Annotated in this window: 10 protein-coding genes; 5 read left to right on the top strand and 5 right to left on the bottom strand. The window is 57.7% G+C overall.

The window, feature by feature from the left end; all coding sequences use genetic code 11:
* Positions 1-16: 16 nt before the first annotated feature.
* Complete coding sequence (gene bioA / locus BM373_RS06265; protein WP_090460577.1) at positions 17-1,324, bottom strand: adenosylmethionine--8-amino-7-oxononanoate transaminase; 1,308 nt, start codon at positions 1,322-1,324, stop codon at positions 17-19.
* A gap of 69 nt (positions 1,325-1,393) precedes the next feature.
* On the opposite strand from bioA, the gene bioB reads away from it, so the two are divergent.
* Genes bioB through bioD form a run of 4 tightly spaced genes read left to right on the top strand, consistent with a single transcriptional unit; the run spans position 1,394 to position 5,033 of the window.
* The gene (gene bioB, locus BM373_RS06260; RefSeq protein ID WP_090460576.1) at positions 1,394-2,434 is read left to right on the top strand and encodes a biotin synthase BioB; all 1,041 of its coding nucleotides are present in this window, start codon (positions 1,394-1,396) and stop codon (positions 2,432-2,434) included.
* Positions 2,431-3,579, top strand: coding sequence for an 8-amino-7-oxononanoate synthase (gene bioF, locus BM373_RS06255; RefSeq protein ID WP_090460575.1), 1,149 nt, complete (start codon positions 2,431-2,433; stop codon positions 3,577-3,579). The genes bioB and bioF overlap by 4 nt, the downstream gene beginning before the upstream one ends.
* Positions 3,563-4,318: a malonyl-ACP O-methyltransferase BioC gene (gene bioC, locus BM373_RS06250; RefSeq protein ID WP_090460574.1), complete on the top strand. Its 756-nt coding sequence runs from the start codon at positions 3,563-3,565 to the stop codon at positions 4,316-4,318. The genes bioF and bioC overlap by 17 nt, the downstream gene beginning before the upstream one ends.
* Positions 4,311-5,033, top strand: a complete 723-nt coding sequence (bioD, locus tag BM373_RS06245; RefSeq protein ID WP_090460573.1) for a dethiobiotin synthase — start codon at positions 4,311-4,313, stop codon at positions 5,031-5,033. The genes bioC and bioD overlap by 8 nt, the downstream gene beginning before the upstream one ends.
* Here bioD and BM373_RS06240 read toward each other — a convergent pair.
* Complete coding sequence (locus BM373_RS06240; RefSeq protein WP_090460572.1) at positions 4,975-5,697, bottom strand: ABC transporter ATP-binding protein; 723 nt, start codon at positions 5,695-5,697, stop codon at positions 4,975-4,977. The genes bioD and BM373_RS06240 overlap by 59 nt on opposite strands.
* A 764-nt stretch (positions 5,698-6,461) precedes the next feature.
* Here BM373_RS06240 and uvrB point away from each other — a divergent pair.
* Positions 6,462-8,483: an excinuclease ABC subunit UvrB gene (gene uvrB, locus BM373_RS06235; RefSeq protein ID WP_090460571.1), complete on the top strand. Its 2,022-nt coding sequence runs from the start codon at positions 6,462-6,464 to the stop codon at positions 8,481-8,483.
* 453 nt (positions 8,484-8,936) lie between these two features.
* Here uvrB and pmrB read toward each other — a convergent pair whose 3' ends face one another.
* The 3 genes from pmrB to eptA are packed head-to-tail and all read right to left on the bottom strand — an operon-like array spanning position 8,937 to position 12,341.
* Positions 8,937-10,031 (bottom strand): two-component system sensor histidine kinase PmrB, encoded by a 1,095-nt coding sequence (gene pmrB / locus BM373_RS06230; protein WP_090460570.1) that lies wholly within the window; start codon positions 10,029-10,031, stop codon positions 8,937-8,939.
* Positions 10,028-10,702 carry a two-component system response regulator PmrA gene (gene pmrA, locus BM373_RS06225; RefSeq protein ID WP_090460569.1) on the bottom strand — a complete coding sequence of 225 codons (675 nt, stop codon included), beginning with the start codon at positions 10,700-10,702 and terminating at the stop codon, positions 10,028-10,030. The genes pmrB and pmrA overlap by 4 nt, the downstream gene beginning before the upstream one ends.
* A 4-nt stretch (positions 10,703-10,706) precedes the next feature.
* Positions 10,707-12,341, bottom strand: a complete 1,635-nt coding sequence (gene eptA / locus BM373_RS06220) for a phosphoethanolamine transferase EptA (protein WP_090460568.1) — start codon at positions 12,339-12,341, stop codon at positions 10,707-10,709.
* Positions 12,342-12,487 lie beyond the last annotated feature (146 nt).

The raw sequence follows: 12,487 nt of genomic DNA, 5'->3' as shown, positions 1-12,487 counted from the left end.
CTCAGTTGGCCGCCTGTCAGTCGGCAAAATGTGCGGGAATGCGCACTGCCGCCGACACCGCGCGGGTGAGACGGGAGAGCTCTTCAGGCGTAATGACAAACGGCGGCATCAGGTAGATCAACCGTCCAAATGGGCGGACCCACACGCCCTGTTCAACAAAGAAGCGTTGCAGCGCCGCCATATTGACCGGCTGCCGGGTTTCGATCACCCCAATTGCGCCCAGGACTCGCACATCCGCCACGCTCTCCAGCGCGTTTAACGGCAACAATTCAGAACGTAACTGGGTTTCAATTGCTGGCACCTGCGTCTGCCAGTCACCGCGCTCCAACAGTTCCAGACTGGCGCTCGCCACCGCGCAGGCCAGCGGATTCCCCATAAACGTCGGCCCGTGCATAAAGCAGCCCGCTTCGCCGTTACTGATGGTATCGGCCACCTCGCGCGTGGTCAGGGTCGCGGAGAGCGTCATGGTGCCGCCGGTCAGCGCTTTGCCCAGACAGAGAATATCCGGCGTGATGCCCGCATGTTCGCAGGCAAACAGCTTCCCGGTGCGCCCGAAGCCGGTGGCAATTTCATCGGCTATCAGCAAAATCCCTTCCCGATCGCACATTTTACGGATGCGTTTAAGCCACTCCGGGTGGTACATGCGCATTCCGCCCGCACCCTGAACAATCGGTTCGAGGATCACGGCGGCAATCTCATGGCGATGCGCCGCCATCAGGCGGGCAAAGGCGACCATATCGTGCTCGTCCCATTCGCCGTCAAAACGGCTTTGTGGCGCAGGCGCAAACAGGTTTTCCGGCAGATAGCCCTTCCACAGGCTGTGCATGGAGTTGTCGGGATCGCACACCGACATCGCGCCGAAGGTGTCGCCGTGGTAGCCGTTGCGGAAGGTGAGAAAACGCTGGCGGGGTTCACCTTTCGCCTGCCAGTACTGCAACGCCATTTTCATCGCCACTTCCACGGCCACCGAGCCGGAATCCGCCAGGAACACGCACTCCAACGCCGCCGGGGTCATCGCCACCAGACGACGGCAGAGATCCACGGCGGGCTGATGGGTAATGCCGCCAAACATCACGTGCGCCATCTCATCAATTTGCGCTTTCATCGCTGCGTTGAGATGCGGGTGATTGTAGCCGTGGATCGCCGCCCACCAGGACGACATGCCGTCCACCAGCCGCTCGCCCGTCGCCAGTTGCAGTTCGCAGCCGTGAGCGGATTGCACCGGATAGACCGGCAGCGGTGAAGTCATAGACGTATAGGGATGCCAGATATGGCGCTTGTCAAAGGCGAGATCGTCCTGGGTCATAATCGACTTGTAAACCATTTTGAAAACATTTAGGTTTACGAGTCTACACCGAACCAAAAATTAACAAAACCTTTTGGAGATGCCCCCATGGCTCACCACGCACGCTGGACACTGTCGCAAGTCACCGAACTTTTCAATAAACCGCTGCTGGATCTGCTGTTCGAGGCGCAGACCGTGCACCGCCAGCATTTCGATCCGCGCCATGTGCAGGTCAGCACGCTGTTATCGATCAAAACCGGGGCCTGCCCGGAAGACTGCAAATACTGTCCGCAAAGCTCGCGCTACAAAACCGGGCTGGAAACGGAGCGCCTGATGGAAGTGGAGCAGGTGCTGGAATCGGCGCGCAAAGCGAAGAACGCCGGATCGACCCGTTTTTGCATGGGTGCCGCGTGGAAGAACCCGCACGAGCGCGATATGCCGTACCTTGAGCAGATGGTGCAGGGCGTGAAGGAGATGGGACTGGAAGCCTGCATGACCCTCGGCACGCTCGATGAGTCTCAGGCGCAGCGCCTGGCCTCGGCGGGGCTGGATTACTACAACCACAACCTCGATACCTCGCCGGAATTTTACGGCAACATCATCACCACCCGCACCTATCAGGAACGTCTCGATACGTTGGGCAAAGTGCGCGAGGCGGGCATCAAAGTCTGCTCCGGCGGCATCGTCGGGCTGGGCGAAACGGTCACCGACCGTGCGGGCCTGCTGCTGCAACTGGCGAATCTGCCGACTCCGCCGGAGAGCGTGCCGATCAACATGCTGGTGAAAGTGAAAGGCACACCGCTGGCCGACAACGACGACGTGGACGCGTTTGATTTTATCCGCACCATCGCCGTGGCGCGCATCATGATGCCAACCTCGTTCGTGCGCCTCTCCGCCGGGCGCGAGCAGATGAACGAGCAGACGCAGGCGATGTGCTTTATGGCCGGGGCCAACTCCATTTTCTACGGCTGCAAACTGCTCACCACGCCAAACCCGGAAGAGGACAAAGACGTCCAGCTGTTCCGCAAACTCGGCCTGAACCCGGAGCAAACGGCAGTTGAAAACGGCGATAACGAACAGCAACAGCATCTGGCGCGGCAGATTGCGAACGCCGATACCGACCAGTATTACAACGCGGCGGCGGTATGAGCTGGCAGGCACGCATCGATCGCGCGCTCGACGAACGGCGCGCCGCCAGCGCTCTGCGTTCGCGGCGGGTGGTGGAGCAGGGTGCCGGGCGTTATTTGTTCCAGGACGGGAAGCGCTTTTGCAACTTCTCGTCGAACGATTATCTCGGTCTGAGCCATCATCCTGAGGTGATTCGCGCCTGGCAAACGGGGGCGGATCGCTTTGGCGTTGGCAGCGGCGGTTCCGGGCACGTCAGCGGCTACACCACCGCGCATCACGCGCTGGAGGCGGAACTGGCCGACTGGCTGGGTTATCCGCGCGCGCTGCTGTTTATCTCCGGCTTTGCCGCGAATCAGGCGGTGATCGCCGCCCTGACGGGCAAATACGACCGCATTGTGGCCGACAAACTCAGCCACGCGTCGCTGCTTGAAGCCGCCAGCCACAGCCCGGCGCAACTGCGGCGTTTTGCGCATAACGACGCCGCGCATCTGCGCACGCTGCTTGCGTCTCCGCTCAACGGGCAACAACTGGTGGTCACCGAAGGCGTGTTCAGCATGGACGGCGACAGCGCACCGCTGGTGGAGATCGCCCGCGCCACGCGTGAGGCCAGCGGCTGGCTGCTGGTGGATGACGCGCACGGGATCGGCGTCACCGGACCGGGCGGGCGCGGAAGCTGCCACGCGCAGGGCATCGCGCCGGAATTACTGATCGTCACTTTTGGCAAAGGCGTGGGCGTCAGCGGCGCGGCGGTGCTGTGCAGTGAAGCCGTCGCTGACTATCTGTTGCAGTTTGCCCGCCATCTGATCTACAGCACCTTGATGCCGCCCGCCCAGGCGATGGCGCTCAGTGCGTCACTGAAGGTCATCAACAGCGGCGAGGGCGAGCAGCGGCGGGAAAAACTGGCCGCGCTTATCGGGCGATTCCGCCGGGGCGCGGGCACGCGTGTGACCGCCTCGCAAAGTGCCATTCAGCCGCTGATTGTCGGGGATAACGACCGGGCGCTGCGTCTCGCTGAATGGTTACGCCAGGCGGGGTGCTGGGTCACCGCAATCCGCCCGCCGACCGTCCCGCCCGGCACCGCGCGTCTGCGTATTACGCTTACGGCGGCGCACGAGGAGCAGGACGTCGATCGTCTGCTGGAGGTCCTTGATGACGCCGGTGAATAAAGGGGCCATCGCCGCCGCCTTTGGCCGCGCTGCCCGGAGCTACAGTAACCATGCGGAGTTACAGATGCAAAGCGCCGGGCTGCTGCTGGCAAGGCTTGGCGAACGGCATGCGGCAAACGTGCTCGACGCCGGGTGCGGGCCGGGTACGCTCAGCCACTACTGGCGCGAGCAGGGGAGTCACGTGACCGCGCTTGATCTCAGCGCGCCGATGCTCGCCGAGGCGCAGCGCCAGCAGGCCGCGCACCAGTACGTGCTGGCGGATATCGAAGCGCTGCCGTTTGAAAACGCGCAGTTCGACCTGGCGTGGAGCAACCTGGCGGTGCAGTGGTGCGATGATCTGCACCAGGCGCTGAACGAGCTTTCCCGCGTCGTCCGTCCCGGTGGCGCGGTGGCCTTTACCACGCTTGCAGCGGGATCGTTGCCGGAACTGAATCAGGCCTGGCAGGCGGTGGACGCTCACCCACATGCCAATCGTTTTTTACCCGCGCAACACTTAGCCGATACCGTACAGATGTTGGGTGGACGCGGCGGAATTGTGCCGATCACCCTTGATTTTACCGATGCGCAAAGCGCTATGCGCTCGCTCAAGGGCATCGGGGCCACGCATCTGCATGCGGGTCGCCAGCGCGCGCCGCTCACCCGCAGCCAGTTGCAGCGCGTGCAGCTGGCCTGGCCGCAGCGTGAGGGAAAATGCCCGCTGACCTATCATCTTTTTTGGGGAATTATTGAACGTGACTGAACGCTATTTTGTAACCGGAACGGATACCGAAGTGGGAAAAACCCTCGCCAGTTGTGCCCTTTTGCAGGCGGCGAATGCGCGCGGTTTTCGCACCGCTGGCTACAAGCCGGTGGCCTCCGGCAGCGAATGGACAGCGCAGGGGCTGCGCAACAGCGATGCGTTAGCGCTACAGCACAACGCTGCGGTGGCGCTCGATTACGCGGCGGTCAATCCCTACACTTTTGAGGAGCCGACCTCGCCGCACATCGTCAGCGCCGCGCTTAACCAGCCGATTGACGCAACGGTGCTTTCGTCCGGGCTACGCCAGCTTGAAGAGGCTGCCGACTGGGTACTGGTTGAAGGGGCAGGGGGCTGGTTTACGCCCCTTTCGGAAACGCTGTCGTTTGCCGACTGGGTGACGGCAGAAAAATTACCGGTGATTTTAGTGGTTGGCGTGAAGCTCGGCTGTATCAACCACGCGCTGCTTACCGCACAGGCAGTAGAGTCGGCGGGGCTGCGGCTGGCGGGCTGGATCGCCAATGATGTTGTGCCGCCGGGGTTGCGTCACCACGAATATCTGGCGACGTTGCGACGCGTGTTGCCAGCCCCGTGTCTTGGGGAAATCCCCTGGCTTGAGCACGCGCCGCTTACGCAGCAAAACGGTCATTATCTCGATCTCAGCCTGCTAAATCCGGCGACATCCAGTGGGACAGCAGTTGCGTGTCCAGCTGATTAACATCGCCCTGGGCCACGTTTCGCCCCCGGTGCAGCAGGCAAAACCGGTGGGCGACACGGCGGATCAACGACAAATGCTGTTCAGCCAGCAGCAGGGTCAGGCCGAGATCCTGATTCAGCCGCACCAGTAAACTCCCCAGTTTTTGAATAAAAGCCAGGCTCTGTCCCCGCGTCGGCTCGTCAAGGATCAACAAACGCGGCTGCGTCACCAGCGCGCGGGCCATCGCCAGTTGATACTGATGGTCTTCCGATAACGCCGCGCCTTTCTTCGTGCGCAGCATATAAAGCTCCGGAAACAGATCGTAAATCGCCGGGGTCACCGCGCAGCCCGGCGCGCCGCCTGCCAGCATCGCGATATGCAGATTTTCCTCGACCGACAACTGGGAAAAGATCCGCCGGTCCTGCGGCACATAGCCAATCCCCATCGACGCCCGCTGCACGGGATTGACCTTCAGCAGATCCAGCGGCGGCGCGTCGGCGTCCTGCCAGACGATACTGCCGCTCGCAATGGGCAGGTTGCCGGTAATACAGTTCACCAGCGTGGTTTTCCCCATGCCCTGCAGGCCCATCACGCAGGTACAGGTTCCGGGTACTAAATCTAAATCGACATTCCACAACGTATGCTGGTCGCCGTAATACTGATTTACCGCACGTAAACTCAACATCGGATGCCTCCTTTTTTGTGCCCCGATACAGAACAATTCTGTAAAAGGGATGCTGCAAAAGGCTTGCCATATGCGGTAAACGCACGCTTTTTAGGAGCAGGATGAAAAAAATGTGCCAGTTTTCCTCACAGGCGCGCAGCGCAAAAATGCGGCTGCACTTTGTCAGTGCCTGCCAGACGCTATATGGTGCAGTGAAAGCGCTAAAAGGGCACGTAATCGCACCGTTAAACCCGGCATCACCAGGAGAAAATCACTCATTTTTAGTGATAAAAATTTTTTGTGGGCACGGATGAGGGCAAAACACGAAAACTGCTGAGCGGCAGGGGCTGTAGGCTGGCGGGAGTTATCCACTATTCCTGTGGATAACCTTGTGCATTAGAGTTAGAAAACGCGTGAGAAGCGAGAGAATACGCGGCTTCGGCATGAATTGATGCGAAACCCGGCTTTTTCTTATATTTATTAAAATTCAAACAGTTACATAAAATCAATGCTTGTCAAAAAAGTGTCACCGGCTGCCATAAAACTTTCATACCCCGACTTGACAAATGTTAAATAAGAAAAATTTCTGGGGATAACCCCTTTCTCAGCGTAAATAATTCTGCCAGCGCGCAAACGAACCGCGACCTGATAGTGAAAGATCGGGTCGTATCATAAATACAATGGCGCATTACTGTTTTTTCATCCAGTATTTTTTACTGGCAAAAATGGCAGCAGGGAGTAAAATTACTCACCTGCCCGCTCATTCCTTCATCAGGTAGCCGTTCATGAGTAAACCGTTCAAACTGAATTCCGCATTTCGTCCCTCTGGCGATCAGCCTGAGGCCATCCGCCGCCTGAAAGAAGGGCTGGAGGACGGGCTGGCGCATCAAACCCTGCTGGGCGTTACCGGTTCAGGTAAGACGTTTACCGTGGCGAACGTGATTGCCGATCTTCAGCGCCCGACGATGGTGCTGGCTCCCAACAAAACGCTGGCGGCGCAGCTTTACGGCGAGATGAAAGAGTTCTTCCCGGATAACGCCGTCGAATATTTTGTGTCCTACTACGACTATTATCAGCCGGAAGCCTACGTGCCCAGCTCAGACACCTTTATCGAAAAAGATTCCTCGGTGAATGAGCACATCGAACAGATGCGTCTGTCGGCTACCAAAGCGCTGCTGGAGCGCCGCGATGTGATCGTGGTGGCTTCTGTGTCGGCGATTTATGGTCTGGGCGATCCTGACCTCTACCTGAAAATGATGCTCCACCTGACCGTGGGGATGATCATCGATCAACGCGCCATCGTGCGTCGCCTGGCAGAGCTGCAATATGCGCGTAACGATCAGGTCTTCCAGCGCGGGACGTTCCGCGTGCGCGGCGAGGTGATCGACATCTTCCCGGCCGAATCGGACGACATCGCGCTGCGCGTGGAACTCTTTGATGAAGAAGTGGAGCGGCTGTCGCTGTTTGATCCGCTGACCGGGCAGGTCGAGACGGTCATTCAGCGTTTTACGGTCTACCCGAAAACCCACTACGTGACCCCGCGCGAGCGCATTTTGCAGGCGATGGAAGAGATCAAAGTGGATCTCGCTGACCGCCGCAAAACGCTGCTGGAGAACAATAAGCTACTGGAAGAGCAGCGTCTGACCCAGCGCACTCAGTTCGATCTCGAAATGATGAACGAGCTGGGCTACTGCTCAGGCGTGGAAAACTATTCGCGCTACCTCTCCGGGCGCGGCCCAGGCGAAGCGCCACCGACGCTGTTCGACTATTTGCCCGCTGACGGTCTGCTGGTGGTGGATGAATCCCACGTCACCATTCCGCAAATCGGCGGCATGTACCGTGGCGACCGCGCGCGTAAAGAGACGCTGGTGGAATATGGCTTCCGCCTGCCTTCCGCGCTCGATAACCGCCCGATGAAGTTTGAAGAATTTGAAGCGCTCGCGCCGCAAACTATTTATGTTTCCGCCACGCCAGGTAACTACGAACTGGAAAAATCCGGCGACGAGATTGTCGATCAATTAGTGCGTCCGACCGGCCTGCTGGACCCCATTATCGAAGTGCGCCCGGTGGGGACGCAGGTGGACGATTTACTCTCTGAGATCCGCAAGCGCGTGCTCATTAACGAGCGTGTGCTGGTCACTACGCTGACCAAACGCATGGCGGAGGATTTGACCGAGTATCTGGAAGAGCACGGCGAGAAGGTGCGCTACCTGCACTCAGACATTGATACTGTCGAGCGTATGGAGATCATCCGCGACCTGCGCCTCGGTGAGTTCGACGTGCTGGTGGGGATCAACTTGCTGCGAGAAGGGCTGGATATGCCGGAAGTCTCGCTGGTCGCCATTCTTGATGCCGACAAAGAGGGCTTCCTGCGTTCCGAACGCTCGCTGATCCAGACCATTGGTCGTGCGGCGCGTAACGTGAACGGTAAGGCGATTCTTTACGGCGACAAAATCACCGCGTCGATGGCGAAAGCGATCAGCGAAACCGAGCGTCGTCGTGAGAAGCAGCAGCGGTACAACGAAGAACACGGCATCACGCCGCAGGGCCTGAACAAGAAAGTGGTCGATATTCTGGCGCTGGGTGAAAACATCGCCAAAACCAAAGCCAAAGGACGCGGTAAATCACGGTCGCCGGTGGTGGAAGAGAGCCTGGAACGCTTGATGACGCCGAAAGCGATGCAGCAGAAAATTCACGAACTGGAAGCGCAAATGATGCAGCATGCGCAAAACCTGGAGTTCGAAGAAGCAGCCGCCGTGCGCGACCAGCTTCACCAGTTGCGCGAGCTGTTTATTGCCGCATCGTAGATTACCCCTCACCCCGACCCTCTCCCCAGGGGAGAGGGGGAAAGACGGGTCCGCGCCTGGGCTGTCCCCTCTCCCTCAGGGAGAGGGTTAGGGTGAGGGTGAAAGGTGGCATGGTGCCTGAGGTACCCTCTCCTCAGGGAAGAGGTGGAAAGGCGTGGCCGTGCACACTATTCAATTCCGCGCCCGATGGGTTCCTTCTCCCCTGGGGAGAGGGGTAGGGTGAGGGGATTCAGGACCAGAAATACCCCGCCAAAAAGATGCGCCGTGTGAATATGTCGCTCGCCACTGAATTCACGCGAAGCCAGATAATTGCACACTTAATCTTTCCTTAATCTTCATCGTGCACACTCTCCTCATCAACCGAGGAGAGTGTTATGCAAAGAATGACATCGGCCCAGTGGCTGGCGGTTAGCGTCAGCGTACTGATCATCGCCAGCTTTTTGCAGGTCTGGTTTAACGCTTAGTAACATCATCCTGTTGCGGAAAGCGCACCCAGGCTTTCAGCCCCGGCTGCGGGCTGCGGTTATGCAAATACAGCTCGCCGTCGTGCAACTGCGTGATACGGCTGACAATGCTCAGCCCCAGTCCCATGCCCCCGTAGCGGCTGTCCATCCGCACAAAGGCTTTACTTAGCTCATGACTTTTGGCTTCATCCACCCCAGGCCCCTCATCTTCCACCGCCAGCACGGGCGCGGGCGTGTTCTCGATACACAGGCGAATGGTGGAGCCTTCCGGGCTGTAGCGATGGGCGTTTTCGGTAAGATTACGCAATAGCACGCGCAACTGCGGAGCATCACCACGCACGGCAACATCTTCTCCCTGCATGCAAATTTCCAGCACCTGCTGGCGCGCGTCGAGCATCGTCTGAAGTTCATCCTGCAACGGCAAAATCACATCGCGGATCAGCATCACCTGCTGGTAGCTGCCAGCCGAAAAGGACTGGGCCACCCGCGCCAGTTGCAGCAGTTGCGAGACGTTTTCCGTCATCTGATCGATGCGCAAAATCAGATGGCTGACGTTGATGCCGTGACTCTTCTCCAGCAATTCAAGATGCAGACGCAGACCCGCCAGCGGGGTGCGCAGTTCATGGGCGACATCCGCGGTAAACAGCCTCTCCCGATCGAGCGTCAGCGTCAGTCGCGCCACCAGTTGATTGATGGCCGAGGTCACCGCTTCCACTTCAGCCACAGGGTTGTTCAGCGTAATAGGCTGGAGGTTATCCGGCGTGCGCATGTCCAGCTCGTGCTGTAAATCCTCAAGCGGGCGGGTGATCAGCTTTACCGCCTGCAAACAGAGCAGCAGTGCGAAACCCACGATCACAAGACTCGGCACCAGCAGGCTGGCGACCGCTTCGTGGACTTCATGCTCAATGTGCTTGTGGTTGTTGTGCTTGTGGATGGCGCTTTCCACCAGCAACTGAATTTGCTCTTTGCTCTCATGCCATAGCCAGAACACGCTGATTAACTGGCACACCACCAGGATCGCCCCGATGGTCAGCAGCAGGCGGCGGCGTAGCGTCCAGCGGCGGGAAAACAGGCTGAAGTTCATTGGGCGTTATCCGTTGCCGTTACCAGTTGATAGCCAAAACCACGCACGGTGCGGATGCGATCTTTGCCAATTTTGTCGCGCAGATTGTGGATGTGCACTTCCAGGGTATTGGTGGCCGGTTCGTTGTCCCAGCTATAAATATCGTTGTACAAAATCTCGCGGTGCACCGGGCTGCCCGCTTTCAGCATCAGACGTGACAGCAACGCGTACTCTTTTGGCGTCAGCTCAAGCGGCTGGCCTGCCCGCCAGACCTGGCGGTTATTGACGTTAAGCAGCAGATCGCCCACCGCCAGTTGACTGTCACCCTGATTATGATGGCGGCGAAGCAGGGCGCGGATGCGGGCATTCAACTCTTCCAGCGCGAAAGGCTTGATCAGATAGTCATCCGCGCCTGCGTCAAGCCCGCCGATGCGATCTTCGAGCGTATCGCGGGCGGTGAGAATTAACACCGGCTGGGTAAACTTATCGCGGCGCAACCGCTGTAAAAAACGCACCCCATCTTCGTCCGGCAGCCCCAGATCCAGCACCACCAGGCTGTAATGCCCGCTGGTGAGACTCAGTTCTGCATCGCGCGCGGTAGAGACACCATCGCAGGCGTAACCTTCCGACTGTAAGGCCAGCAGCAAGCCCTGTAACAACAGCGTATCGTCTTCAACGACTAAGATTTTCATGCAGTCACTCCTTACAGGGGGCGAGGATATCGTCGGCGCGGTGGTACTCCTGAGTTTGTACGCCCAGTATACCCAGCATCGTCGGGAACAGATTATCCTGCGAAAACGCCTCAGTTTGCGCGCGTTTTTGCAGACAGGTGTAATTCACCGCGTGCTGCTTCTGGTACTGCGGGGAGAGCCAGATCAGCAGCGGCACATGTTTTTGCGCATCCGGGGCGATGGCATACGGCAGGCCATGCAAATAAACCCCATTTTCCCCTAATGATTCTCCATGATCGGAGAGATACAGCAAACTGGTTGTCACATTATCGGGCTGCGACGCTAATAACTTGATGGCCTTATCCACAATATAATCGACATACAGCAACGTATTATCATAGGTATTGATCAGTTGCTCCTGCGAGCAGGTCTGAATAGCGTTTGTATCGCAAGTGGGAACAAACTGGCGAAACTGTGGCGGATAGCGATGATAATAGGTCGGGCCATGACTGCCGATGGTATGTAATACGATCAGCCCGTCGCCGTGCAGCGTATCAATATATTTCTGAATATCGTGGAACAATATTTCGTCGTGGCATTCGCCTTCAATGCAATAGTCCTTAAGATTCAGCTTAGTCATATCCTGATGGGGAACACGGTCGCAGGCACCTTTGCAGCCGCCGTCATTCTCATTCCATAACACCTGAATACCGGCACGCTGCACAATATCCAGTAGCCCTTCACGGTGATGAGCCAGTTGCTCATCGTAATTTTTTCGTGGCATCCCGGAAAACATACAGGGCACAGAAATCGCCGTGGCGGTGCCGCAGGAAGTGGTGTGCGGGAAATAGACCACGTTATCTTTTTCCAGCCGGGGATTGGTTTTACGGGAATAGCCGGATAAGGAGAAGTTTTCCCCCCGCGAGGTTTCACCCACCACCAGGATTGTCAGGTGCTTGCTGCCAGCCGGGTGCATCGCGGGATCGCGTTTTGCGTCCTCGCCAAAGCGCACCAGCGGCAGGTTATCCATCTTGTGATGCACATAATAAGACCAGACCGCACTAATGCTGTTCGACGGGCTGAGCGATTTCACCAGCTCTTTATTATTACGAAACAGCGCGGCGTAATCTTTATAAAAACAGAGAGCGATTAACAGTAACAGCGCGACCGAGACAAACAGGCTGATGCCTTTCATTGCCAGCGTGCGCCAGCGCGACGGGCTTTTTTTAAATTTAATTCCCCAGGCAGCGGCAACCATGAACAGCCCGCTAAGGCCAATAACCAGTAATAACTGCGGCGTCATCAGCGCAAAACTTTCCGCAGGCGTCGTGTCCAGCGTATTCGCAATCATTGAGCGATCAATAATGACGCCATAGGTCCAGATAAAATATTGCGTGGTGGCACCGAGTAAAATAAACAGGCTAATCAGCACCCGCTCAAGCCACACGAAAGAGGCGAGGGTGATGAGAATATTCATTACGCAAAATGCCACCACCGGCATCGAGAGAAACACCGCCAGCGTCCACAGTGAATTTACCGGCAGCAGGGCATAAGCCTGCCGGTAAAATATGAGGTTAAGAAAGAGCGCAATATAGAGTGAAAAGGCAATCAGGTACGGCACGCGGCTCATGACTGGCCGACGAAACGTGAACATACGCATAGCGGAGATCCTGGTGAGAATATGCGGGTATGTTCACAGAGGAGGGTTAAGACAACCTTAAGATGTTAATAATTTTACTCTCACCCTCACCCTAACCCTCTCCCTGAGGGAGAGGGGACAGATCGAGCACGGGCTTGCCTTCCCCC

Source organism: Enterobacter sp. kpr-6, from assembly GCF_900116015.1.
Lineage (GTDB): Bacteria > Pseudomonadota > Gammaproteobacteria > Enterobacterales > Enterobacteriaceae > Enterobacter_D.
Note: the sequence above shows the minus strand (reverse complement) of the source record. Positions and strands in the feature narration are given on the sequence as shown.

What these genes read in the sequence shown, in the direction of transcription:
- bioA (WP_090460577.1), bottom strand. Translation starts at nt 1,324, where the DNA reads ATGGTTTACAAGTCGATTATGACCCAGGACGATCTCGCCTTTGACAAG.
- bioB (WP_090460576.1), top strand. Translation starts at nt 1,394, where the DNA reads ATGGCTCACCACGCACGCTGGACACTGTCGCAAGTCACCGAACTTTTC.
- bioF (WP_090460575.1), top strand. Translation starts at nt 2,431, where the DNA reads ATGAGCTGGCAGGCACGCATCGATCGCGCGCTCGACGAACGGCGCGCC.
- bioC (WP_090460574.1), top strand. Translation starts at nt 3,563, where the DNA reads ATGACGCCGGTGAATAAAGGGGCCATCGCCGCCGCCTTTGGCCGCGCT.
- BM373_RS06240 (WP_090460572.1), bottom strand. Translation starts at nt 5,697, where the DNA reads ATGTTGAGTTTACGTGCGGTAAATCAGTATTACGGCGACCAGCATACG.
- uvrB (WP_090460571.1), top strand. Translation starts at nt 6,462, where the DNA reads ATGAGTAAACCGTTCAAACTGAATTCCGCATTTCGTCCCTCTGGCGAT.
- pmrB (WP_090460570.1), bottom strand. Translation starts at nt 10,031, where the DNA reads ATGAACTTCAGCCTGTTTTCCCGCCGCTGGACGCTACGCCGCCGCCTG.
- pmrA (WP_090460569.1), bottom strand. Translation starts at nt 10,702, where the DNA reads ATGAAAATCTTAGTCGTTGAAGACGATACGCTGTTGTTACAGGGCTTG.
- eptA (WP_090460568.1), bottom strand. Translation starts at nt 12,341, where the DNA reads ATGCGTATGTTCACGTTTCGTCGGCCAGTCATGAGCCGCGTGCCGTAC.